Consider the following 25,285-nt stretch of genomic DNA (forward strand, 5'->3'; position numbering starts at 1 on the left):
TTCACCAAATTTCAATTTAGGTGTTGGTTCTTATACATTGTATCTTAAAGATGGCTTTGGTTGTCCTGATTCAACACCTTATGTTGTTGCTCCACAATTGACCATTTCGGCAATCGCTGCTGCAGATGTTACTTGTACACCAAACACAACAATAAATCTAACAGCTTCAGGTGGAACGGGTGCTTATACTTATCAAGTATCTAATGGAGGTGCCTATAGTGCTTCAACTAATCCGTATGTAACTGCTACAGCTGGAACTTATACTTTTAAAGTAATAGATGCTGCAACACCAGCATGTTCTGCTTTTTCTGCCCCAGTAATTGTAAATACGAAAGCGACAGTTTTAACATTAAATGCTCCTAAAACTGACGTAAAATGTAAAGGTGATGCCTCAGGAACAATCAACATCACTCCAACATCTGGAGTGGCTCCTTATACCTATAGCGTAACTAGAACATTGCCAACTGCATTGCCAGCAGTGGTTCAGCTTTCGAACGGTGTGTTTACAGGTTTAACCGCGGGAACATATAATGTTGTTATAACGGATGGTTTAGGATGTAGTTCAGCTTCAACTCCAGTTGTAATAAATGAACCTACGGCTGTTTTGTCAGCCACAGCGACAGCCCCACCAACAACTACTTGTAGCACATCTACGACGGTTACAGTTACAGGCGCTGGAGGAACAGGAACATATACCTATAGTTTTAAAGGAGGCGCTTTTACACCAACCAATACTTATGTTGTAAATGACAATGGAGTATCGGATCAAATCATTGCATACCAAGTAAGAGACGCAAATAATTGTACTACGGTTTCTCAAAACATTACCGTAAAAAAATTAAATCCCCCAATAATTGGTATTATTACAGGGACAGCTATTACTTGTAATGCTGGACAAAGCACTAGCGATGTTACTATTCCTACCACAAATGGATTGGCGCCTTTAGCTTTTGTTATCGTTTCTGGAACAACAATTAACACTACTGGAGCGACTAATGGAAAATTCACAGGATTAGCATCAGGAACCTACCTTTTCAAAGTAACCGATGCTAATGGTTGTAGTGATACTGAGTCATTTACAGTTGATCCAGTAACTCCAATAGCTATTATAGGGCAAAATATATCAAATGTTTTGTGTAACGCTGATAACACGGGTATTGCAAAATACACTGTTTCTGGATTTAGTTCAACAGGTAATTACACTGTTACAATAACAACTGTCCCTGCAGCATTGTCATTTACACAATCTCAAATTGGAGATGTAATTACATTAAGTGATCTTGTTGTAGGAAGTTATACCGTGACAGTGAAAGATAAAACCACGGGATGCTCGAAATCCGATGTGGTTACTATTACGCAACCACCTGTACTTACTTTGGTTCTTACCAGCAATGTTAATGCCAATTGTTCTGTAACTACCTCTGCTGTTACTGTAACTGCAGGAGGAGGTACTCCAGGGTACACTTATGCATTTATGCAAAATAATGTTGCTCCATTAGCAGCTAATTATGGACCAAGTTCTACCGCCAATCTGAACCCAACTACCAATACATTATGGGATGTTTGGGTAAAAGATGCCAAAGGCTGTGAAACAAAACTCGATGTAACTATTCTAAAAGACGGAATACCAACCGTTACAGCTACAGTTCAAAATCAATGTACTGGAACGGGCAGCTCATTTGTTATTAAAGCAGTGGGAGCTGGTGGTGTAGGAACTTATACTTATACTATTAATACGGGTGTTGCTCCAACAGGTGCTTTATTAGACACTTTCACTGTAGCGCCAGGAACGTATACAATTACCGTTAAAGACGCTAACAGTTGTCCTAACACTACGACAGTTACCGTAAACGCAGCCTTGGATGCTGATGCTGTTTTGACTAAAGATTTGACGTGTTCAATTCCAACAGCAGCTACTATTAAAATTAATGCGACTGGTGGTAAATCAGGCTATTCTTATAAAGTTTCTTTCAATGGAGGTGCCTTTACTGCTCCGATAGCTCCAGCTACTATAGTTGGAAATGTATTCACTACAAATGTAGCAGGAACTTATAAATTTGAAGTTACAGATTCTAATTTGCCAACTGCTTGTACGGTAGTTACTAATAATGTAACAGTTACCGCTACAGTTCCTGTTACTGCTTCTTATACAAAAGTTAATCCTACTTGTAATGGATTTACAGATGGGTCCATTAAAATAACAGCTCTTACAGGAGAGAGTCCATTTACATATAGTATTACAGGAGCAGCTGGAACTTTTGTAAGTTCTAATGTGTTTGGAGGTTTAGCTGCAGGAAATTATGATTTTGCAGTTAAAGATTCTAAAGGTTGTATTTTCAATGTTCCAGCTAGCCCTATAGTTCTCGTTAATCCTGCACCAATTGTTGCTAACATAGCTATAACAGATATAGTTTGTAATGCTAATACACCAGGTAGTTTGTTGGCTAGTATTACTTCTGGTGGAGTTGGTCCATTTAAATACACGTTATATAGTAATACCTTTACACAACTTGCTGCTTCTGGTGTAACTGCAGCTACAAGTTATAATTTTACAGGATTAACTTTTGGAGATTATTATATTACAATTGTAGATGCAAATGGATGTGAGTTTAAAAGCTTAAAACAGCGAATTGAAACTCCTCCTTTTTTAACTTTAGCTTCTCCTGTTATTACAGGTGCAACTTGTGTTACAGGTGCGACAGTGCAACTTGAAGTGATTTCTGGTGGTGTTGCCCCTTATAAATTTTCAATTTTAGGACAACCATCAACAGTTTCTCCGGCAATAAGTGTTGCTCCTTATCAATACATGTTTAGCAACTTATTACAAGGAACAACCTATTATTTTCAGGTAGAAGATGCGAATCTTTGTACCTCGGTTTTAGAAGTTGTAATCCCATCAATATCTTCCATTTCAGTTAATATTGATTCAAAAACAAATGTTACGTGTACTGGTGCAAATAATGGAATTTTAAAATTTACGGCAAGTACATTTGATGCAACAGTTACTACTTTAAATTATGAAGTATTAAATGCATTAACAAATGCACCACTTGCATCACCGATATCTGGATCAATTACTGGTACTGCAGGCGGACCGATTTCTGGTACTATTAATTCTCTTCCTCCTGGAGATTATTTATTGAAAGTAAAAGAATCGACAGGAACCTTATGTTCAGCGATTATTCCTTTCCAGATAATACAACCGGCACAACCACTTCTCTCAGCTATAGCTTCAGTAGTAAATGCTAATTGTAATTCGGGTGCACAAGTAACTTTAACTACGACTGGTGGAACTGGACCTTATACTTATGCTGTGGCAGTGGCTCCAGCTGTTCCATCAACTTTTACATCAGGTAATGTTTTAAATTTAGATTATGCTTTAGGTTCTAATTGGAATATTATTGCTAAGGATTTCAACGGATGTACAGTACCATTAAATACAACAATTTTTAAAGATCCAAGTCCCGTAATTGCTTTGTCCGTAGTTAACAAATGTGTTGCCGAAGGTGCTTTCGGAATCAATGTTACTATAACTCCGGGTAAGTCACCATATTCTATTAGTGTAGATGGTAGTACTTTTGCAAGTATAGGAGCAGTATTGTCATATACCGTTACAGGTTTAAATTCTGGATTTCATACTATAAAAGTTAAAGATGCCAACGGCTGTATAGATACGAAATCTACAACTATTGACAAGCCTTTAAATTTATCTCCAGCTATTACAGCTTTACCTACTTGTGCAGATAATGATGGTAAAATCACTCTTACTGGTACAGGTGGAACTTCATCTTATACTTATAGCATTTTGCCAATGCCAGCGGGTGTAACTGTAGCCGGAAATGTTATTTCTGGTTTGCCTGCAGGGACCTATACTGTAACGATGAGAGATGTAACAAGTTTATGTACTACTACAGCATCTGTTACATTAAGTAAACCAAATAAACCAACCTTTAATACTGCGGTTGATAAAGTTACTTGTTTTGGTTCTCAAGATGGTATAATCACTGTTAACCTTACAGGAACAAATGCTGATCCAGTTTACACTTATGCTATTTCTCCAATTCCACTAGGATCTGTTCAAGTAGGCAACGTGTTTTCTAAACTTCCAGCAGGTGCATATACGATAACCGTAACTTCAGGAAGAGTATGTTCTACTTCAGTTATTAATGTGACCGTAGGAACACCATTAGCTTTATCTGCTACTGCTGCCATTACTGACTATGCTTGTAATGCGACCAACATACCACAACCAGCAAAAGTAACGGTAAATGTTGCTGCTGGAACAGGAACGGGTCCTTATAAATATAATTTTGATGGTTCTACAAATTATTATGATTCTAACGAATTTTATGTTGTAGATAATGGTTCAGCACAAACAGTTAAATTTTATGTAAAAGACGCAAACGGTTGTTTATTTAATAACCAAGTTGTTGTTAATCCGTATAAAAAAATAACGAAAATTACTTTTGTAGGTTCTGCGCCTACTTGTCCAATTCCTACTTCGAATGTTAAGCTAACAGTTGTGGGTGGTTATGCTATCACAAAATATGAAATACTATCTCCGGTACCTTTTAATAATGGAGCTTCAGATACTTTCTCAGGATTAGCACCAAACACGACTTATCTGTTTAAAGTGACAGATGCCAATGGATGTTCATTCCAAAAAGCATATACAACTGATAAATTGGTTCCAATAGCCATAGTTGGAGAATTGGTAAATGATATATCTTGTAATGTATTAAACGGCACGACTAATAATGGTAAGGCTAAATACACGGTAACAGGATTTAGTTCAACGGGTAATTATGCGGTAGTAACTTCTCCGGTAGTTCCGGCAGCACAAATCACAAAAGTTGGTGACGTTATTACGTTATCGGGTCTTTCTGCGGGATCTTATAAAGTTACCGTTACGGATAATACGACAGGCTGTTCGAAAGATGCAACTGTTACAATAACAAATCCGGTAGCTATTACATTTACTGCTATTGCCACAAAAGTATTCTGTTCTAAAGACGTGTCACAAATCACCGTAAGCGGTGTAAGTGGAGGTACAGGAGCCTATACCTATGCGGTTGTTAAAGCGGGAGCTTTAGCACCGGCAGCAGGTGTGTACACAAGCAGTAACATACTTACTGTTGATACTAATTTAACGGATTTATCTTGGGATGTTTATGTAAAAGACGTTAATGGCTGTGTGGCTAAGAAAGCAACACCAGTGATTTACAACGTAGCACCTACAATTAGTTTACCTGCGCAACAATGTTTCACAGGAGCCAATTTAACGGTTAATTTAAGTGGATTTACAACAGTTTATGGTGGTGTGAAAAGCTATACTTTAGACGGTTCAGCTTTGGCTTCGTCAACAGCGACATTTACTGCTCCGGGTATTTATAAATTAGGAATAAAAGACGATAACGGTTGTGAGGCTTTCGTTAGCTATACAGTTCAAAAACAATTATTGGCAACGGCAACTCTTACCAAAGATTTGTATTGCGCAGCACCGGTAAACGCAACCATTAAAGTAGATATTGCAAATGGTGTAGGAGCATATTCTTACCAAATGTATTTGGGTGGAGCAGCAGTAGGTGTTTCAACACCAGTTGTTGGTACAAGCTTTACTGTACCTGTAGCTACCGCAGGAAATTATTACTTTGTAATTACAGACAGTAATTCTCCAACTTGTAATGTAACAACAAATACAGTAAAAGTTAGTACACCGGTAGCTCCGGTGATTGCGTCTACGCCAATCACACTACCTATTTTATGTAATGGAGGAACGGCCACAATGCAAGTGAATGTTGACGGTAGTATTGGTCTAGCCCCTTATACATATAAAGTAACAAGAACGTTGCCAACGGCTACACCTACAGTGACTCAACTTTCTAATAATGTATTTACAGGTTTATCAGCGGGAACTTATAGTATCACCGTTACCGATGCCAAAGGTTGTGTTTCTGCTATCACTACTACTGTTATTGCAGAGCCAGTTGTATTAACTGCGACTCATTCATACCCAGCAAACACGACTTGTTCAGTTGCTACGGTAATCACAGTTGTTGGACATGATGGAACACCAACAGGTTTTGGAACGGGGTATTATTATAATTTCAATAATCAAGGGTATACAACTACAAATACTTATACAGTTAATGATAATGGAGCTATCCAGAACATAAGCTATACTGTAAAAGATGCCAATGGATGTACGACAGCACCTCAAACGGTTACTGTAAATCCATTAAGTAAACCAACAAATTTGACATTCAATGCTTCACCAATTTATTGTGTGGCACCAAATCTTACCAGTACAGTGTCTGTTAAGGCAAATAAAGGAGTTGGAGCGTTGACATTTAATATCATTGGAACTAATTCAGGAACTGCACCGGCATTATGGGGGCCTATTGTTACTGCTGGTTTTGCAACCCCTGCGAGTTTCCCAGGATTGCTTCCGGGAGACTATACTTTCCAGGTTACGGACAGCAATGGTTGTTCTTATGAGCAATTATTTACCGTTAAAGACGTGGTTAAAATTGCGGTTACTGGACAATTGATTGCAGGTGTTGCCTGTAAGACAGAAGCTAATGGAAAAGTTACTTTTACAGTTTCTGGTTTCGGTGCAGCTGGATTTACACCTACTTTCACTGGTGTAAGTGGTGCAGGAGTAATTACTCCAATCGGAACGGATAAATTTGAATTAACAAACCTTGTAACTGGTAATTATCGTATAGATGTAAGAGATAATACTACAGGGTGTATCTCTAATTTCAGTGTTTTTGTACCAGAACCTGCAATATTAGGAGTAAACTATGTAACTGTTAAAAATGCTAATTGTAAACTAGGAGCAGAAATAAAAGCTACTGCTTTTGGAGGTACTCCGGGTTATACTTACGCTTTCGTAAAAGCGGGTGGTTTAAAAACGTATGCTAGTAGTGATACAGCAATTTTAGATTCCGCATTTACTTGGGAAGTTTGGAGTAAAGATGCACACGGATGTGAAGCTTCTATGCCAATCACAATCATTACAGATCCTATGCCTGCAATTACAAATGTAAATGTAGTGAGCCAATGTGCTAGTGCTGCCGGGTATAGAATCGATGTTACTGCTAATGGAGTAGGTCCTTTGAAATACAGTTTAGATGGAGTTCAATTCCAAGATAATGCTTTCTTTATTGTGAATGCTCCAGGAAATTACACAGTATCTGTAATGGATAAAAATCAATGTGTAACTACAGCAGCTACAGCAACTACCATTTTAGAACCTTTGACATTACGTGGGGAAGTTTCATTGTTGCCAAACTGTAAAGATGCTGATGGAGAAATTACTTTATACGCTGTAGGCGGAACGGTGACACCAGCTAATAATTATGAGTATACTAAAGACAATTGGGCAAGCAAACAATCTTCAGCTGTTTTTGGTGGTTTAGCACCTGGAACCTATAATTTCAAAGTTAGAGATTTAGGTACACTTTGTGAAATAGGTGTTCAAGTTATTATTAATACTCCAACAGATGTAACAGGAATAACTGTAACGTCCAGACCAGTGAGTTGTAATGGAGGTTCGGATGGAACTGTTGAAGTAGCTATTGCAGTAACAAACAACAATCCTTTATATACTTATGCATTATCAGGCACTGATATTTTGGGTAATCCAGTTTCTAGGCCAGCTCAAAACTCACCTATTTTTGAGAATCTACGTGCTAGTCAACTTTTAAATGATTATACGGTAACGGTGACTTCAGGAAGAGGCTGCGTGGGTATTGCAAGAGTTAAAGTTGTTGAACCAGGTTTAATTGTTGTAAATGCTAATGCTATAAATGTTGCGCAATTTGTTTGTACTACAGAAACAAACGGAGCTAACTCTGCAACTATTGCTGTTAATCCTGCTAATCTTAGTGGTGGTTCAGGAAATTATGTGGTATACGAATTCTTCAAAACAGGTACTGCTCTACCAGTGCAAAAAGGAGTAAACAATGTATATACAGAGGTAGATTTTACAGGAGGTTCTTATACTGTAAATGTATATGATGATAATGGATGTATGGGTACCTATGCTTTACCAATTATTATCGATGAGTACATTCGTTTGGATGAAATTAATGTTGTTAAAACCGCAATTACATGTAATAATCTTGAGAGTATTACTGTTACTGCATTAGATGCTTCTGGAGCAGCTATTGCAGGAACTAAATATGATTTAGTTGATTTAAGCGGAGTTCTGACATTCGCAACTAATACAAATGGAGTCTTTACAGGTTTAGCAGTTGGTGATTACATTATCACTGCAACAAATCCTGCAACAGGATGTAGTATACAAAAAGTACATTATGTTAATGAGCCAAATACATTCCTATTGGATGCTGTGAAAACCAGTGATGTAATTTGTTTTGGTTCAAATGAAGGAGCGGTAACTATTAATTTGATTGATAAATTGCCAAATCCAACAAATGAAGCTGGAGCTTTTAGTTATACAGTTGTTGGACCTGTACCAAGTAGTGGAAATTTATCAAATGCGGGACCTTTAAATCTAACGGGTTTAACTGCTGGTCAGTATACAGTTACCGCAACTTTATTGAGTACTCCTTATTGTACGGTAGAAACTACATTTGTTATTAGTCAACCATCAGCTAAATTAAAAATTAGTGAAACTCATGCTCCAATTACATGTGTTACGGGGAATAATGATGGAAGCATTTCAGCTAGTGCTATTGGCGGATGGCCAGGCGGTTATGAATTCCAATTGGAATTGGTTTCAGGTACAGTGGTAACACCTTGGGGATCATCAGCTGATTTTCCAAATCTAATTGCAGGTGATTATATTGTAAAAGTGAGAGATGCCAAAACATGCGTAGATCAAATAGCGGTGACTTTAGTGAATCCAACACCAATCGTAGCAGTTTTAGTGGCAGATAAACTTTCTTTGGCTTGTTTTGGAGATACAAATGTAACCTTGACAGTGCAACAACCTGTTACAGGAGGATCAGGTTTTTATAATTATACTTTGGAAGCAACCTATCCAGATGGAACGATTACGTTAAATGGCCCTAAAGCCTCTAATGTGTTTGATAATTTGGGTGTGGCTAGTTACAGGGTAATTGTTTCAGATACTTGGGGTTGCTCAGTGGTTACAAATACCGTGGTAATAAGTGAACCAACAATAGTTACGACTAGTTTGGTTAAAGCTTCTGCTCAAACTTGTTTGAGTGCGGCTACTCTGACTTTATCGGCAACTGGTGGTACTGGACCTTATACCTATAGTGCTGACCCTAATTTCACTACTGTTTTGGGAACATTTGCAAGTTCAGTAACTTTCGCTGTACCTTTTACAACTGTGGAAGTGAATCATCTTTACTATGTAAAAGACAGTAACGGTTGTGTAAGTTTTAGTTCTAATGCAATATCTGTTACTCCTTTAGAACCATTAGATTTTAAATATGAAAATGAGAATCCATATATTAATTGTTTAGGTGATAATAACGGACAGATAATTGCAATTGCTAAAGGAGGTTCTGGAAATTACATTTATACATTATTTGATGGTTCCGGTAATGTTATTACACCAGCACCGGTTCAACTTGAACCAGGTCATTTTACACAACTGTTGGCAGGTGACTATTTGGTGGAAGTCAAAAGTGGTGATTGTACATCAGCTCGTAAACCAATTACGATTACTCAACCTGAAACTGCATTAATTTATACACCAGTTGTGACAGATGTAACTTGTAATGGTAATGGAGATGGTAAATTGGAACTTACTGCTTCAGGCGGTACAGGAGTCATCAAATTTGCGTTGAGTCCTGATCTGGATAAATTTTTGGATAGTGGAACTTTTCTGAATTTGAAAGTAGGACAATATGAGGCAATTATTCAAGATGAAAGAGGTTGTAATCACATTTATGATTTCGAAATTAAGGAACCACTGCCAATAGGTGCTATAGTTGACCCACTTTCAATCAAACAAGAATTATGCTATGGTGAGAAAACAGGTGAATTTGCAATAACTATTTCAGGTGGAATTGCACCATATAGCACTAGTATTGATGGTGGCACATTTGTACCGGATAGAGTTCTTTTTGCGGGACTTACTGGAGGGAAGCATACTGTTATCGTTAAAGATGCTCATTTATGTGAAATGCCATTTGTTGTATTATTGGATCCATCTGTTCTTCTAAATCCTGTGGCAACTGTATCTAATGAGTGTGTTAATGATTTACCGGCGAATAAGGTTACGGTAACAATTGATTCTAGTAATATTCCTGCAGATGTGAAGTACTCTTTAGATAGTACAGGTCTTGAGCAAGCCAGTAATATTTTTACGAATCTAACTCCTGGAGATCATTTTATAATGGTGCATCATAAAAACGGTTGTATAGATGCCACGGAAACTTTTGCAATTGATAAAATAGATCCATTGACAATTTCAATTGATCTTGGTGGATTAAATGAAATTGTGGCTACAGTTACTGGAGGTTCGGGTGTTTATCAATTCACGGTTAATGGTGAAGCAATAGGATCTAACAATAAATACTATTATTTCAGATCTGGAGACTACACTGTGACAGTAACCGACAGTAACGGTTGTTCAATATCTGCTACTAAATATTTTGAGTTTATTGATATTAAAATACCACCAATATTTACACCAACTGGAGATGGTACGAATGATAATTGGAAACCAACCAATACAGAAAACTATCCAGATATCAAATTTGTGGTGTATGATCGTTATGGACGTCAAGTAGGTACTTTTGGTGCAGGACAATCTTGGGATGGTAAGTACAACGGAACGGAGTTGCCAATGGGTGATTACTGGTATGTATTGAAATTGAGACATTCTAAAGATGATCGTGAATTTATAGGCCACTTTACTCTATATAGATAACAATAAGTGAGAGTAGTTATCCAAAATGTAAAATAAAATGAAAAAGATCTTAATCAGTATTTTTCTTTTGACTGTAACAGCTAGTTACAGTCAAGAGTTGAATGTCCCTGTAGCTACACAATATTTGGCCGATAATCCCTATGTGATTTCACCCAGTTATGCTGGTATTGGGGATAACTTTAGAATCAACCTTAATGGTTATAAACAATGGGTAGGTGTTGAAGATGCACCCCAGAGTCAGGCTCTTTATGCTGATTTTAGAGTATTGGACCAATCTGGAGTGGGGGTGACTTTGTACAATGATTCCAATGGTAATACCAAACAAACAGGGGGTAAGCTTACCTTTGCTCACCACATTATTTTGGATTATTATACCAAACAATATCTTTCATTCGGGCTTTCGTATATTTATAACTCATTTCGTATCGATCTTCCTGAATTAGGTAATGTTCCTCCAGATAGTGGTATTAATGGTGATCGTTCTACAACCAATAATAACTTTGAAGTAGGATTGTTATATCGTAATAGAGGTTTCTACGTGAGTGGTACCGCTACCAATATTTTGCAAAAAAACATTGATTTTACAACTACTAAACTCGAGCCGAATTTACTTGCTAATTATCAATTGTTTTCGGGCTATGTGTTTGATATAGGTAACAGAACGGAACTGGAACCATCAGTTTTTTATCAAATATTTCAAAGTGATGGACGTTCTAACACGGATTTGAATTTTAAATATCGAAAATTCAATAGATATGAAGATTATTATTGGATTGGTGCTACTTATCGTTTTTTGAATGACCAAATAGGTCAGCCATTAGGGGTAGGTCCTATGATTGGATTTTCAAAAGGATATATCTCAATGGGATATTCTTATCAAATTACTTTGGACAATGATTTGGCAGCTCACAATTCAGGAACCCATTCCTTAACAATAGGATTTAGATTCTTGCAAGGTGTTAGTAACTGTCCTTGTACGCAAGGTCCTGTTCATGACTAGGTAAAATTTTTTAAAATATATAAAAGCACAAATTAGTTCTGTTTTACCCAGAAATAATTTGTGTTTTTTTGTTTTATTTCTATGGATCTGAGGTGTCTGTCTTTTATTGTTGGTATGCTATAGATCAATAGATATTAATTTGAGAATATGTATATTGGTTTGTGCTTATTTTATATTTACATCGATTTCGTTAGTAAATTCATAATTTTTTTAGAATTTTCAAATTTAATACTTATTTAAAAGTTATATCTTTGTTATTCTTTCAAAAACAACTAAAAAAAAGAACCATGAAGACTTTGAATAACCTTGATTTCAATAATAAAAAGGCAATAATAAGAGTAGATTTTAATGTCCCTTTGGATGAAAATTTTAATGTAACTGATGCCACCCGTATAGAAGCTGCAAAACCAACTATAGATGCTATTTTGGCACAAGGTGGAAGTGTAATCTTAATGTCGCACTTAGGAAGACCAAAAGGAGCACAAGACAAATACTCTTTAAAACATATTCTAAAAACAACTTCAGAAATTTTAGGAGTACCAGTTCAATTTGCTACTAATTGTGTTGGTGCAGAAGCTCAAGAAGCTGCCAAAAACTTAAAATCTGGTGAAGTATTGTTATTAGAAAATTTGCGTTTTCATGATGAAGAAGAAGCTGGAGATGTAGCTTTTGCAAAAGAATTAGCTTCACTTGGCGATATTTATGTAAATGATGCTTTTGGTACAGCACACAGAGCGCATGCTTCGACTACTATTATCGCTCAGTTTTTCCCAGAAAATAAATGTTTTGGACTATTATTAGCTAAAGAAATTGAAAGTTTAAATAAGGTTTTGAAAAATAGCGAAAAACCGGTTACTGCTGTTCTTGGAGGTTCTAAAGTATCTTCAAAAATTACAGTTATCGAAAACATTCTCGACAAAGTAGATCACATGATTATTGGTGGTGGAATGACATTTACGTTTGTAAAAGCGTTGGGTGGAAAAATAGGAGATTCTATTTGTGAAGATGACAAACAAGAATTGGCACTTGAAATTTTGAGATTGGCCAAAGAAAAAGGAGTTCAAATTCATATTCCTGTTGATGTTGTTGCTGCCAATGACTTTTCAAATACAGCAGATACTCAAATTGTGGATGTAAGAGAAATTCCTGATGGATGGCAAGGCCTTGACGCTGGACCTAAATCATTGGAAAACTTTGAAAAAGTAATTTTGGAATCCAAAACTATCCTTTGGAACGGACCATTAGGTGTTTTTGAAATGGAAACATTTGCGAAGGGAACAATTGCTCTTGGAAATTATATCGCCGCATCTACTGAAAACGGTGCATTCTCTCTTGTTGGAGGTGGTGATTCTGTAGCAGCAGTAAAACAATTCGGTTTTGAAGATAAAATGAGTTATGTTTCTACTGGTGGTGGTGCCATGTTGGAAATGTTAGAAGGTAGAACATTACCTGGAATTGCTGCAATATTGGACTAAAAGTCTTGATATTGGTATCGCCAATAGGTACCCTTGAATTTTTAAATTGTTAGTTATACATTTTTGAAAATCAATTTAACCTTTAGTCGCTTTATTTGTGACTAAAGGTTATTGTTTTTATGTAACATACTATAAAGCAATAATTTGCGTTATAAAATTAATGCAGTACTATGTGTTGTTCTCCATTTTTAAAGCCCCATTTTTTTTAAACAGTTTTCTTTAATCAAAATGACTTTTTTAAGTTTTGATTTTATCTTGGCTTCTTTTTAATGAGAAGTTTATATGTAATTTGAAGTTAATGTTCGATATTTTTTGAACTTATTTGCTTACAAAATTTAAAAAATTAGGTTAAATGTCGATTTTTTTTGTATATTTAACATTATTTATGATTCTAATTAGAAAATACATTCTAAGTTTGCAATAATTGATTTGTAATCATTTGAATAATAGCGAATTGAAATTACAGTTATGACGATAAAAAATACCACCCTATCTTTTTTTCTTTTATTTTCTTTGGCAGCATTCTCACAGAATTCTGAGGAGAAAGTTGAAACAGTTAGTGCTGAAAGGCCTATTTCCTTTTTAGATTCCATAAAAAATTCTTTTGTTAAATACGATCGCACTGTCAAAACTGATAGTTTGTGGATGAATCAAATTGGTTCTACACTAGACATTTACAATGATTTAGAAACGGAAATCAATACAGTTAATATTGATAAAGATATTGATAAAGAATTGCCTACTGAGTTGTTGAAAGAACGACTGGCAGCAATGGATGCTAGATCTCCTTTTAACATCGAATACAATCAGGGGTTAGAAAATTTAATTAAGTCCTTCCTTAAAAACAGAAGAAAAGCTTTTGCTAATCAAATGGCGGTTGCTGAATATTATTTCCCTCTTTTTGAAGAGGCATTGGCAAAACAAAATGTGCCTTTGGAAATTAAATATTTAGCTGTTGTGGAATCGGCCCTTAATCCAAAAGCAGTTTCAAGAGTAGGAGCAACGGGTTTGTGGCAATTCATGTATCAAACAGGGAAACAATACAACTTGAATATCGATTCTTATGTTGATGAACGTTCTGATCCTTTGAAATCTTCAGCTGCTGCGGCCCAATACATGACCAACATGTTTGCCATTTTTAATGATTGGGATTTGGTTTTAGCCTCTTATAATTCTGGACCGGGAAATGTAACCAAAGCGATTCGCCGTTCTGGTGGTCAGCAAAACTTCTGGAACATTAAAGACAAGTTGCCAAAAGAAACACAAGGATATGTTCCCGCTTTTCTTGCTACAATGTATATCTACGAATACCACAAAGAACACGGTATTGTTCCTAAAAAAGCTTTAGTTAGACATTTTGCAACCGATACGGTAATGGTGAAAAAAGAAATGTCTTTCGCTCAAATTTCGAATTTGTTAGACATTCCAATTGAGCAACTTCAGGCACTAAATCCTTCTTACAAACGTAATGTAATTCCAAAATATGAAGGAAAAAGCCATTATCTGACTTTGCCTTCCTGCAAAGTGGCAGTATTTACTTCCAATGAAGATAAAATTTATTCTTATGTTCAGTATGAAATGGACAAAAGGGAAAAGATTAATGAAGGCAGAAAGTCTAATTATATCAAAGATACAACAGCTACGGCATTAGCGTCTAATACTAAAGTGAAATATTATAAAGTTAAGCGTGGTGATAATCTTGGCGATATTGCTAAGAGAAATGACGTTGCAGTATCTGATTTGAAGAAATGGAATCGCCTCAAAGGAAATTCTGTTGCTGCTGGTAAATCATTGAAGATAATCATTGAAAAAGATTCGGATTCAGGTAGTGTTCAATTGGCTTCAAATAATGATAAAAATAAAGCTTTAATTGCTAAAGAAAGTATCAGTACTGTAGGCAGGGAAAACAAAGCAATTGTTGATAAAACAGATACTCTTGTTGCCGACGCAACGAGTTTTTATATCGTTCAAAAAGGTGATAATTTAAATACTATTGCCAAAAAACACAATACTACAGTAGCAGAGATTAAAGAATGGAATCATCTTACTTCGCTAACTTTAAAATTAGGTGCTTCATTGCAAGTTAGTAATGTGGTTGTGCCTGTGACTAATGAAAGTGCTGTTGCAGTAGTTGCTTCACCTGAACTTAAAGATATTCAATATGAAGTGCAAAAAGGGGATAATCTTGGAAGTATTGCTAAGAAATTTGGTGCTTCTTTAAGCAATTTAAAGCAATGGAATAACCTAAATTCAAATAGTATAGTTGTTGGTAAATCATTGGTTGTAGCCAAAAATGAAATAGCAATTAACACTAATAATGCTTCAGTAGATTCTTTTAAGAAAAAAGACATTACAGTAGCTTCTTCCAAAAATGATGAGAGCAATTATCTAGTGCAAAAAGGAGATTCCTTATTTAGTATTTCTAAAAAATACCCTGGCGTTACAGTATCCGATTTGAAAAAATGGAACAATATCACAGGTGATGATTTAAAACCAGGAATGGGTTTGAAAATAAAAGGATAATTTTGAATAAACTGCAGTATATTTGAAGTCTATTCAGTCTTTTTAATATGAATAAAACTGCTATATTATTTCTATCTGTTGTTGTGATTTTTTTTTCTTGCTCTAAGAAAAAAGAAGATAGTTCCAGACACTCTACAGGCAAAATTAATGCTATTTCAATAGTTATAGATAACCAATTATGGAATGGTGTCGTTGGAGATAGTATTAGGAATAAATTTGCAAGTCCTGTAGAAGGCTTGCCAAAAGAGGAGCCTATTTTTGACATCAACCAATACCCAGCCAATGTAATGGAGGGCTTTGTAACCAAAAGCAGAGTTATTATTGTTGTAAAGAAAGGAGCTGAAAATCGTTTTTCAGTGCAAAAAAACCAATATGCCACTCCTCAAAATGTATTCCATATTACAGGAAAGTCAGTTTCGGCGCTTCTGGAATTAATTGAAAAGAACACTCCAGATATAATCCAAAGAATTAGAAAAGGAGAACTAGCAGCTCACCAGGAACTATTAAAAGATTCTTTGGTGATTTCTAAAACAATCCAGAAACAATTTCAACTTGATTTAAAAGTTCCTAAGAGCTATTCTTTTAGTATTAAAAACAATAATTTTGTTTGGTTAAAAAGGGAGTTTGCCAGTGGAAGTAGCAGTATTTTGGTTACTCAGTTTCCTATTAGCAATGTCAATCTTGAAGCTAACGTTTTGAATCAGATTGTAAAAATTCAAGATTCTATTGGAGCTGAATACATTAAAGGACAAGATTCTTCTTCAAATATGTATGTTGATGTGTCTTATCCTCTTTATCTTTTGAAAACTACCTTGAATGATAAATTGACCTATGTAACAAAAGGAACCTGGCGATTGAAAGATAGTTTTATGTTTGGCCCTTTTATTAGTTATCTTATAGTTGATTCCAAAAAAAGCAAAATTACATACCTTGTGGGATTTTGTTATGTTCCCTCCAAAGATAAACGCGATTTCATGCATGAATTAGAATCTGTTTTAAAAGAGGTAAGGATAAATTGATTTTGTTTTTGAATAGTAATTGTTTTGAGTTTTATATTTGCAAACTTAAAATCAGAAAATAAAAAGATTCCAAAGATGACTATAGAATGGAAAATAAAGCCTTTTGAGGCATTATCAGTTAATGAATTATATGATATACTCCAATTGCGAAGCAGGATCTTTGTAGTTGAGCAAAATTGCGTCTATCTTGATCTTGATGGTAAGGATAAGGTTGCTTTACATCTTTTTGGAACTTTTGATGGTAAGATTGTGGCTCATGCCCGACTTTTTAAATCTGGAATTTCTTTTGATAATGCATCGATCGGAAGGGTAACGGTAGATCCAGATTATAGAGACAGAAAATGGGGACATGAATTGATGAAAGAAGCTATTGCTGGTATTTTGGAATACTTTGGCGAAAGCCAAATTACCATTGGAGCTCAATTATATCTCAAAAAGTTCTATGAAAGCCTTGGTTTTGTTCAATCTAGCGAAATGTATCTGGAGGATGACATTCCGCATATTGAAATGGTGAAGCAGTATTAGTATTAATTGGTTAGTGATTCTGTTTACTGTCTATAATAGAATAACCAAAAAGAATTGAAGTCACATTGTAATTTTGCAAATTCCAATAAATGGAATTTGCAAAAATGTTAGTTTTGTTTAAGTCAAGATTAAATTTATTAAGAAATTAATCAATTTCAACCAAAACAGGACAATGATCTGAATGCATGGCATCTGGTAATATGACGGCTCTTTTGAGTTTGTCTTTCAAGGAATCGCTCACCAAATTGTAATCGATGCGCCAACCTTTGTTATTCCCACGAGCTCCGGCACGGTAACTCCACCATGAATATTGATGTGGCTCACTGTTGAAATGGCGAAAACTGTCCACAAATCCAGATTTCATAAATTTATCCAACCAAGCTCTTTCTTCGGGTAAAAATCCAGAGGTGTTTTTATTTCTGATAGGGTCGTGAATATCGATCGCTTCATGGCAAATGTTATAATCCCCGCAAATGATTAGATTGGGAATGCCTTTTTTAAGCTCGTCAATGTAGTTTTGAAAATCATCCATATACATAAACTTATGGCTTAATCGGTCACCATTGGTTCCCGAAGGCAAGTACAGACTCATTACAGAACAACCGTCAAAATCGGCGCGAAGATTTCTGCCCTCAAAGTCCATATGCTGAATGCCGGTTCCATATGCTACATTATTCGGTTTTATTTTGGAAAGAATGGCAACCCCACTATAGCCTTTTTTTGTGGCTGGATAGTAATATTGATACGGATAGCCCGCAGCTGTAATGTCAGAAACGGGAATTTGTTCCTCTGTGGCTTTTATTTCCTGTAAACAGATAACATCTGGATTAGCATGTTGTAGCCATTCTAGAAATCCTTTGGTAATGGCAGCGCGAATTCCGTTTACGTTGTATGAGATTATTTTCATTACTATGACATTTTTTTAAATCCGAAATAAATTTTGACAAAAATAGGTTCTTCAAAACCAATTTTTTATCACAAATTCGGAAGATTATTTTTTCTGTGGAATCCAAAAGTAGTAAAAAGTAGAAAGATTGATTCAAAAAAAACCATAAAAAATGGAGTATTTTGCTATCTTTGTTTCTTGCTCAAAAAAGAAAAATAAATGGGTTTAGTTACCGCGAAAGAAGTTGCAAAGACAATAAATACGGATAAGTACGGCGTTTTCGGTACTTTTTCGGGCTGGTTGTTGATGAAAGTTTTGAAGATTTCGACATTAAACAAAATATACGACCGTAATAAACATTTGAAAGAGCTACCGTTCTTGAATGCTATATTGGACGAGTTTCAAATTAAGTTTGAGATTCCGGAAGAAGATTTTAAACGTTTACCAAAAGATGGCGCCTATATTACCATTTCGAATCATCCTCTTGGAGGAATTGATGGTATTTTGTTGTTGAAATTAATGCTCGAAAAAGAACCTAATTTTAAAATCATAGCGAATTTTTTATTGCATCGAATTGACCCGATGAAACCGTATATCATGCCGGTGAATCCATTTGAAAACCACAAAGACGCTAAGTCCAGTGTGGTAGGGATTAAGGAAACGTTGCGTCATCTTAGAGATGGTAAACCATTGGGAATGTTTCCTGCAGGTGAAGTTTCTACTTATAAAGACGGTAAATTAGTAGTTGACAAAGCTTGGGAAGAAGGCGCTATAAAAGTAATTCGAAAAGCGCAAGTTCCAGTGGTTCCTATTTATTTTCACGCCAAAAACAGTCGTTTGTTTTATTTTCTTTCCAAAATAAATGACACTCTAAGAACGGCAAAATTACCCTCGGAATTATTGACCCAGAAAGACCGAATTATCAAGGTACGTGTTGGAAAACCAATTTCGGTTGCCGAACAAAACGAATACAAATCGATTGAGGATTACACGGAATTCTTGAGAAAGAAAACTTATATGCTGGCCAATCCTTTTGAAAAAGAGAACAATTTTTTGAATGCGGCCAATTTAATTCCTCCAAAACCTCCAAAAAAGATTGTTACTCCCGCCAGTACCGACAAAATGATTGCCGAAGTGGAAGCTTTGAGAGTAGCAGACCTACGTCTTTTGCAAAGTAAAAATTACGAAGTGTTTTTTGCCGAAGCCAAACAAATTCCGAATATCCTCCATGAAATTGGGCGTTTGCGTGAAATTACTTTTAGAGAAGTTGGTGAAGGAACGAATGAATCCATTGATATTGATAAATACGACAAATATTATCGCCACCTCTTTTTGTGGGATGATGACACTAAGCAAATTGCCGGTGCTTACCGCATGGGATTGGGATCTCATATTTACCCAAAATATGGTATTGAAGGTTTCTATTTGAACGGTCTTTTCCGCTTTGAGCCCGAATTGCATGATATGATGAGTAAATCTATCGATATGGGTAGAGCTTTTATCATTAAGGAATATCAGCAAAAACCAATGCCGTTATTCTTATTATGGAGAGGAATTATACACACAACTTTACATTATCCAGAACATAAATATTTATTGGGTGGGGTAAGTATCAGTAATCAATTTTCGGATTTTTCGAAATCATTGATGATTGAATTCATGAAATCGCACTATTATGACCCATATATTGCGCAGTATATCCATCCTAAAAAAGAATTCAAGGTCAAATTAAAAGATGCCGACAAGGATTTTATTTTTGATGAAGCGGAAGCTGATTTAAATAAATTTGATAAACTTATAGACGAATTGGAACCAGGAATTTTAAGACTTCCGGTGCTGATTAAAAAGTACATCAAGCAAAATGCAAAACTAGTTGCTTTTAATGTTGACCCTTTATTCAACAATGCTATTGATGGATTAATGTACATTCGAATTGCAGATATTCCTGAAAGTACAATGAAACCTGTGATGGAAGAATTTCAGGCAGAATTGGAGCGTAAACTAAACGACAAAGAGGAGTAAAGTGAAATCAGAACCTTGATTAAACTTAGAATCCCAGAAAAGGACTTTTAGTTTTTCTAAATATAAGTAACGTTATCAATTTAAAAAGTTACTGGAAATTGTTCACAACAGTCTTTTGGTTGCACGTCCGGAGGTTTTGATAAATTAAAGAAATTGATTTGGTCTGCTATTTGAGTAGTTATATAAATATAAAGTTGGGTTATTTTTGGTCACATATAAGACCGAAAATAACCCAACTTTATTTCATCATTAGATGGTTTTTGTATCAAATTTTCAAAATTGAATTGTATTCAGTCGTAGTGTTTAAAATGCTAACGGCTTTCTTGATTTCAGCGTTGTTTTTGATGTAATAATCATAAAGACCTTCTTGATATTGATAGCGTTTGATGATTTCGTCGAGCAATAAACCTTTAATTTCTTTTTGGTTTTTATCCAATAATGCATTTTCAGATTTCTGAAGTGCAGTTAGTAGTTGTTGGTACTCCAGTGCAATTGCTTCATCCAGTTTTTCTTTTTTGGCAGTTGTTAAAGTGTTTTTTAAAGCAACTTCGGTTTCGGTATCAAAAGTTATTTTTTGGGTTTTTAGGAATTGTTTGAAATCGGCATAATCAGCATCGGTAATCACTGGGATTTTTGTTCCTAAATTCGGGTTTTTGTAATAATAATAAGTTGCATAATTAAAGATACCATCGTTTTTTAATAGTGCATTGGCAATCGGACTGGTTTTGGTTTCTTCCATTTCAATGTCCGGTAAAATTCCACCACCATCATAAACAGTTCGTCCTTTTCTGGTTTTAAAAGCGTTGTAGTTTTTGGCATCGGTTCTTGTGGCCACGCCGTTTTTGTCCTTATGTGCATAATCGAGTGCCTGAATACATCTTCCCGAAGGGGTGTAATAACGGGAAATCGTTACTTTAAGCTGTGTGCCATAGGTTAATTCTACAGGTCGTTGAACCAACCCTTTTCCGAAACTGCGACTCCCCAAAACTACTGCACGATCCAAATCTTGTAAAGCTCCTGAAACAATTTCGGATGCGGAAGCACTTCGTCCGTTAACTAAAATCACCAATGGAATAGTAGTGTCTATAGGTTCTTTGGATGTTTTGTAGGTGTTGTTATGTTTCTCTATTTTTGACTTTGTCGTAACAATAATCTCATTTTTAGCAACAAAAAGATTGCAGATATTTACCGCTTCGTTCAATAATCCACCTGGATTTCCTCTTAGATCCAATACAATTCTTTCGGCACCTTCTTTTTTTAATTGTTCCAATGCTTCTTTGGTTTCAGTTGATGCTTTTCTGTTGAAGTGATCCAATACGATATAACCTGTTTTGTCATCAATTTTAGCAAAATAAGGAACTGATTTGATTTCGACTTCATCCAATACAATTACGGTCGAACTAGTCTTGCCTTGTCGAATGTATTTGATATCGATTTTGGTGTTTTTGGAACCTTTTAATAACTGTGAAGCATCATCTTTGAAATCGGCCAAAGGTGTGTCGCCTATTTGAATAATTTCATCGCCAGCTTTAAGTCCCGCTTTATCGGCAGGGAAATTTTTATAAGGCTCTTTTATGATTAGCTTGTCATCTTTTCGGGTTATTAATGCCCCAATTCCGGTATATTCACCCGTATTGTTGATTTTGAATTTGAGTACTTCTTGCTCGTTAAAATAAACGGTGTACGGATCAAGTGAACTAAGCATTCCTTTGACGGCGTTGTTCATTAACTCAGCAGGAGTGGTTTCGTCGACATAATTTTTGTTCAATTCCTTGAATAGCGTCGTGAAAATTTCCAATTGTTTGGCTATCTCAAAATAGTCGTCTTTGAAACTTACCCCCACAAATAAAAAGGCAGAGGCAACAACTGGAATAATGAATTTTTTTTGGAAAAAATTGGTTCTCATTTTCAATGGGCTAGTTTATATTGTACTAAAATAAGAATTAAATGCAACACCTTGGTCAATAAGAGTGGAGTTAATTTATTTTTAACAAATAATGAATATTCGTTTTTGAGGACTTTTATTTTTCTTTGTTTTCGCTTACGGTCTTCATTTGCAACATAAATTTCTCAAACAGCTGTATGGTTTTGGTATTGATTTCCTCGTAGGACAAGCGGTCTTTACTTTGGTAAAAAAACATAAAAGAGTAGGGTTGATCAAGATTGTCTATGAGTAAATGTTTATTCAGCCTATAAGTTTCGCGCAGTACTCGTTTGAAATAATTACGGTCAACCGCTTTTTTGAAATATTTTTTGGATACCGAAACTCCCATTTTTATTTTTTCGCCTTCGCCAAAAGTTCCCGGATTGTAAACCAATCGCAAAGGATATTTTGATACAGATTTACCTTCGGTAAATAATAATCCAATGGCTATTTTGCTTTTGAGTTTTTCGTTTTTGGGATAGGTGAAGTTCATTTTTATTAAATACACTGAGTTATAACATGGACAAAGGTACAATTAATGTGCAGTCATACAACAGTCCGTTTTGGATGTAGCTGGGTTTACGATTGTGGCAAAAAAATCTTTTTTGTTATGACTAATTATGATTAAAATTTTGTAAATTCATGTATTACAAATAATTAGATAGGAATGGATTAATTGCTGGAGTTATAAATAGACCTAAAAATATATTTCTTACTTTTGTGCCAAATTTAATAGTATGCAAAAGTTAATTTCGTATCCCTTATCTTTTATTGTTTTAGTGTTAATTCTATTGACTTTGGTAATTTTTCACCCCATTCAGTGGTTTTGTTTACACGTATTTGGATATCAAGCGCATAAGAAAAGTGTTGATTATCTGAATTTTATATTACTAAAAATCGTTATTATTTTAGGTACGACTTTTAGTTTTGAAAATAGAGAAAGTATACCAAAAGGAGTGCCTGTCATTTTTGTGGCAAACCATCAGAGTTTGTATGATATTATAGCGATGATTTGGTTTTTGAGAAGATCTCATCCTAAGTTTGTGAGTAAAAAAGAGTTAGCAAAAGGAATTCCAAGTGTCTCTTATAATTTGCGTCATGGAGGTTCCGTAGTTATAGATAGAAAAGATCCAAAACAAGCCATACCAGCTATCAAAAAAATTGCAGATTATATTGAAAAGCACAAACGTTCGGCTGTGATTTTTCCTGAAGGAACGCGAAGTCGCAATGGAGTACCAAAGGAATTTGCACAAACGGGTCTGAAGATTTTATGTAAGAATGCGCCATCGGCTTATATTGTTCCTATAAGTATAAATAATTCGTGGAAACTCTTAAAATACGGAACTTTTCCATATGGTTTAGGAAATCATATTACCTTTGTAGTGCATGAAGCATTCGCTGTAAAGGATTTTGAGTTTAAAGATATCATGCAAAAGACTGAATCAGCAGTCGTAAACGGAATAAAAATTTAATAATTTATAAATAATGTCTATAAAAAACATTCGTCTAGAAGTAATGCAATTTCTAGAAAATAAGGTGGAAAGTTTTGTTGATCAATACTTGATACCTGTAGAGCAAATTTGGCAACCTTCTGACTTTTTACCCAATTCTGAAAGCGATAATTTCCTTGAAGAAGTAAAAGAACTTAGAGAAATCTCAAAAGATTTACCTTATGATTTTTGGGTAGCTATGGTAGGGGATATGATTACCGAAGAAGCTTTGCCAACTTATGAAAATTGGTTGATGGAAGTGGAAGGTGTGGATAATCTGGAGAGAAACGGTTGGGCCCAATGGGTTCGCCAATGGACTGGAGAAGAGAATCGTCACGGTGATTTGTTGAATAAATACTTGTATTTGTCGGGTCGTGTGAACATGCGTGAAATCGAAATGACCACACAACACTTAATCAATGATGGTTTTGATATTGGAACGGGTAGAGATCCGTATAAAAACTTTGTTTATACGAGCTTCCAAGAGTTAGCGACTTATGTCTCTCACAACAGAGTGTCACAATTGGCAAAAAGTTATGGGGATAAAAAATTATCAAAAATGTGTAAAATGATTGCAGGTGACGAAATGCGCCATCATCATGCTTACAGCCATTTTGTAACAGAAATTTTTAAAATTGATCCAAGCGAAATGATGCTTGCTTTTCAATACATGATGAAAGCCAAAATTGTTATGCCAGCTCATTTCTTGAGAGAGTCAGGGAATAAAATCAGCTCCGCTTTCGAACATTTTTCAGATTCGGCACAACGTATTGGGGTTTATACCGCAAACGACTATGTGGAGATCATGCAAAAATTAATTGACAAATGGGAAATTGATAAAATTGCAGGTTTAACAGACGAAGCTGAAAAAGCACGTGATTACTTGATGAAATTACCGGCTAGAATGGCAAAAATCTCTGAAAGATTGGTTATTCCTAGTGAATCATTCCAATTTAAATGGGTAGAGCCAGCAAGATTGTAGATTTTGATTAACGATTAAGATTTTTAAAATTAAAATGATATTGCTGATTTTTGAGGTTTAGACTTTAAAAATCAGCTTTTTTTTTATAAAGGTAAACAGCAAATGAGTAATCTAGATTTGATAAATAAAACAATTCTTTTTGTAAAAGAACAATTAGCGAACGCAGAAGGAGGTCATGATTGGTTTCATATTCAAAGGGTGTATAAGAATGCATTATTAATAGCCAGAGGAGAAAACTGTGACGAAACCGTTGTTAAACTCGGTGCCTTGCTACATGATATAGCCGACAGTAAATTTCACGCTGGTGACGAAACAGTGGGGCCAAAAGTGGCTCGTGAGTTTTTGGAAAGTGAAAACGTTTCGGAAACTATTATTTCCCATGTTATCCAAATTATAGATAACATCTCTTTTAAAGGTGGAAAAACCGAAAAGACATTCTCTTCTATCGAATTGGATATCGTCCAGGATGCAGATCGCTTGGATGCCATAGGGGCAATTGGAATCGCCCGAGCGTTTAATTATGGAGGATTTAAGAATAGAACCATGTATGATCCTCAAAT

13 protein-coding genes are annotated in these 25,285 nt (G+C 35.4%); 10 read left to right on the forward strand and 3 right to left on the reverse strand.

Features of this window, described 5'->3' with window-relative positions:
- Positions 1-37 precede the first annotated feature (37 nt).
- From VFS71_RS09975 to VFS71_RS10000, 6 genes are all read left to right on the forward strand, one after another.
- Positions 38-10,879, forward strand: a complete 10,842-nt coding sequence (locus tag VFS71_RS09975; protein ID WP_326401050.1) for a T9SS type B sorting domain-containing protein — start codon at positions 38-40, stop codon at positions 10,877-10,879.
- 37 nt (positions 10,880-10,916) lie between these two features.
- Positions 10,917-11,879, forward strand: coding sequence for a type IX secretion system membrane protein PorP/SprF (locus VFS71_RS09980; protein WP_326401051.1), 963 nt, complete (start codon positions 10,917-10,919; stop codon positions 11,877-11,879).
- A gap of 287 nt (positions 11,880-12,166) precedes the next feature.
- Positions 12,167-13,354: a phosphoglycerate kinase gene (locus VFS71_RS09985; RefSeq protein ID WP_326401052.1), complete on the forward strand. Its 1,188-nt coding sequence runs from the start codon at positions 12,167-12,169 to the stop codon at positions 13,352-13,354.
- Positions 13,355-13,822: 468 nt separating this feature from the next.
- The gene (locus VFS71_RS09990; protein ID WP_326401053.1) at positions 13,823-15,877 is read left to right on the forward strand and encodes a LysM peptidoglycan-binding domain-containing protein; all 2,055 of its coding nucleotides are present in this window, start codon (positions 13,823-13,825) and stop codon (positions 15,875-15,877) included.
- Between the two features lie 47 nt (positions 15,878-15,924).
- The gene (locus tag VFS71_RS09995) at positions 15,925-16,896 is read left to right on the forward strand and encodes a DUF4837 family protein (RefSeq protein WP_326401054.1); all 972 of its coding nucleotides are present in this window, start codon (positions 15,925-15,927) and stop codon (positions 16,894-16,896) included.
- A gap of 75 nt (positions 16,897-16,971) precedes the next feature.
- Positions 16,972-17,421 carry a GNAT family N-acetyltransferase gene (locus tag VFS71_RS10000; protein ID WP_326401055.1) on the forward strand — a complete coding sequence of 150 codons (450 nt, stop codon included), beginning with the start codon at positions 16,972-16,974 and terminating at the stop codon, positions 17,419-17,421.
- Positions 17,422-17,566: 145 nt separating this feature from the next.
- Here the strand turns inward: VFS71_RS10000 and VFS71_RS10005 are convergent, their stop codons facing one another.
- Positions 17,567-18,328 (reverse strand): exodeoxyribonuclease III, encoded by a 762-nt coding sequence (locus VFS71_RS10005; protein ID WP_326401056.1) that lies wholly within the window; start codon positions 18,326-18,328, stop codon positions 17,567-17,569.
- 198 nt (positions 18,329-18,526) lie between these two features.
- Here VFS71_RS10005 and VFS71_RS10010 point away from each other — a divergent pair, with 198 nt between their 5' ends.
- The gene (locus tag VFS71_RS10010; protein WP_326401057.1) at positions 18,527-20,329 is read left to right on the forward strand and encodes a GNAT family N-acyltransferase; all 1,803 of its coding nucleotides are present in this window, start codon (positions 18,527-18,529) and stop codon (positions 20,327-20,329) included.
- A gap of 265 nt (positions 20,330-20,594) precedes the next feature.
- Here the strand turns inward: VFS71_RS10010 and VFS71_RS10015 are convergent, their stop codons facing one another.
- Entirely contained in the window at positions 20,595-22,235 is a 1,641-nt protein-coding gene (locus VFS71_RS10015) for a S41 family peptidase (RefSeq protein WP_326401058.1), read from the reverse strand.
- Positions 22,236-22,350: 115 nt separating this feature from the next.
- Positions 22,351-22,746 carry a ribonuclease P protein component gene (locus VFS71_RS10020; RefSeq protein WP_326401059.1) on the reverse strand — a complete coding sequence of 132 codons (396 nt, stop codon included), beginning with the start codon at positions 22,744-22,746 and terminating at the stop codon, positions 22,351-22,353.
- Between the two features lie 244 nt (positions 22,747-22,990).
- On the opposite strand from VFS71_RS10020, the gene VFS71_RS10025 reads away from it, so the two are divergent.
- The 3 genes from VFS71_RS10025 to VFS71_RS10035 all read left to right on the forward strand — a co-directional run.
- On the forward strand, positions 22,991-23,725 hold the full coding sequence (locus tag VFS71_RS10025; protein ID WP_326401060.1) for a lysophospholipid acyltransferase family protein: 735 nt from the start codon (positions 22,991-22,993) through the stop codon (positions 23,723-23,725).
- 13 nt (positions 23,726-23,738) lie between these two features.
- On the forward strand, positions 23,739-24,725 hold the full coding sequence (locus VFS71_RS10030) for an acyl-ACP desaturase (RefSeq protein WP_326401061.1): 987 nt from the start codon (positions 23,739-23,741) through the stop codon (positions 24,723-24,725).
- Between the two features lie 102 nt (positions 24,726-24,827).
- On the forward strand, positions 24,828-25,285 hold a 458-nt coding region (locus tag VFS71_RS10035), incomplete at its 3' end, for an HD domain-containing protein (RefSeq protein ID WP_326401062.1).

Source organism: Flavobacterium sp. (genome assembly GCF_035760125.1).
Lineage (GTDB): Bacteria > Bacteroidota > Bacteroidia > Flavobacteriales > Flavobacteriaceae > Flavobacterium.

What these genes read in the sequence shown, in the direction of transcription:
- VFS71_RS09980 (WP_326401051.1), top strand. Translation starts at nt 10,917, where the DNA reads ATGAAAAAGATCTTAATCAGTATTTTTCTTTTGACTGTAACAGCTAGT.
- VFS71_RS09985 (WP_326401052.1), top strand. Translation starts at nt 12,167, where the DNA reads ATGAAGACTTTGAATAACCTTGATTTCAATAATAAAAAGGCAATAATA.
- VFS71_RS09990 (WP_326401053.1), top strand. Translation starts at nt 13,823, where the DNA reads ATGACGATAAAAAATACCACCCTATCTTTTTTTCTTTTATTTTCTTTG.
- VFS71_RS09995 (WP_326401054.1), top strand. Translation starts at nt 15,925, where the DNA reads ATGAATAAAACTGCTATATTATTTCTATCTGTTGTTGTGATTTTTTTT.
- VFS71_RS10000 (WP_326401055.1), top strand. Translation starts at nt 16,972, where the DNA reads ATGACTATAGAATGGAAAATAAAGCCTTTTGAGGCATTATCAGTTAAT.
- VFS71_RS10005 (WP_326401056.1), bottom strand. Translation starts at nt 18,328, where the DNA reads ATGAAAATAATCTCATACAACGTAAACGGAATTCGCGCTGCCATTACC.
- VFS71_RS10010 (WP_326401057.1), top strand. Translation starts at nt 18,527, where the DNA reads ATGGGTTTAGTTACCGCGAAAGAAGTTGCAAAGACAATAAATACGGAT.
- VFS71_RS10015 (WP_326401058.1), bottom strand. Translation starts at nt 22,235, where the DNA reads ATGAGAACCAATTTTTTCCAAAAAAAATTCATTATTCCAGTTGTTGCC.
- VFS71_RS10020 (WP_326401059.1), bottom strand. Translation starts at nt 22,746, where the DNA reads ATGAACTTCACCTATCCCAAAAACGAAAAACTCAAAAGCAAAATAGCC.
- VFS71_RS10025 (WP_326401060.1), top strand. Translation starts at nt 22,991, where the DNA reads ATGCAAAAGTTAATTTCGTATCCCTTATCTTTTATTGTTTTAGTGTTA.
- VFS71_RS10030 (WP_326401061.1), top strand. Translation starts at nt 23,739, where the DNA reads ATGTCTATAAAAAACATTCGTCTAGAAGTAATGCAATTTCTAGAAAAT.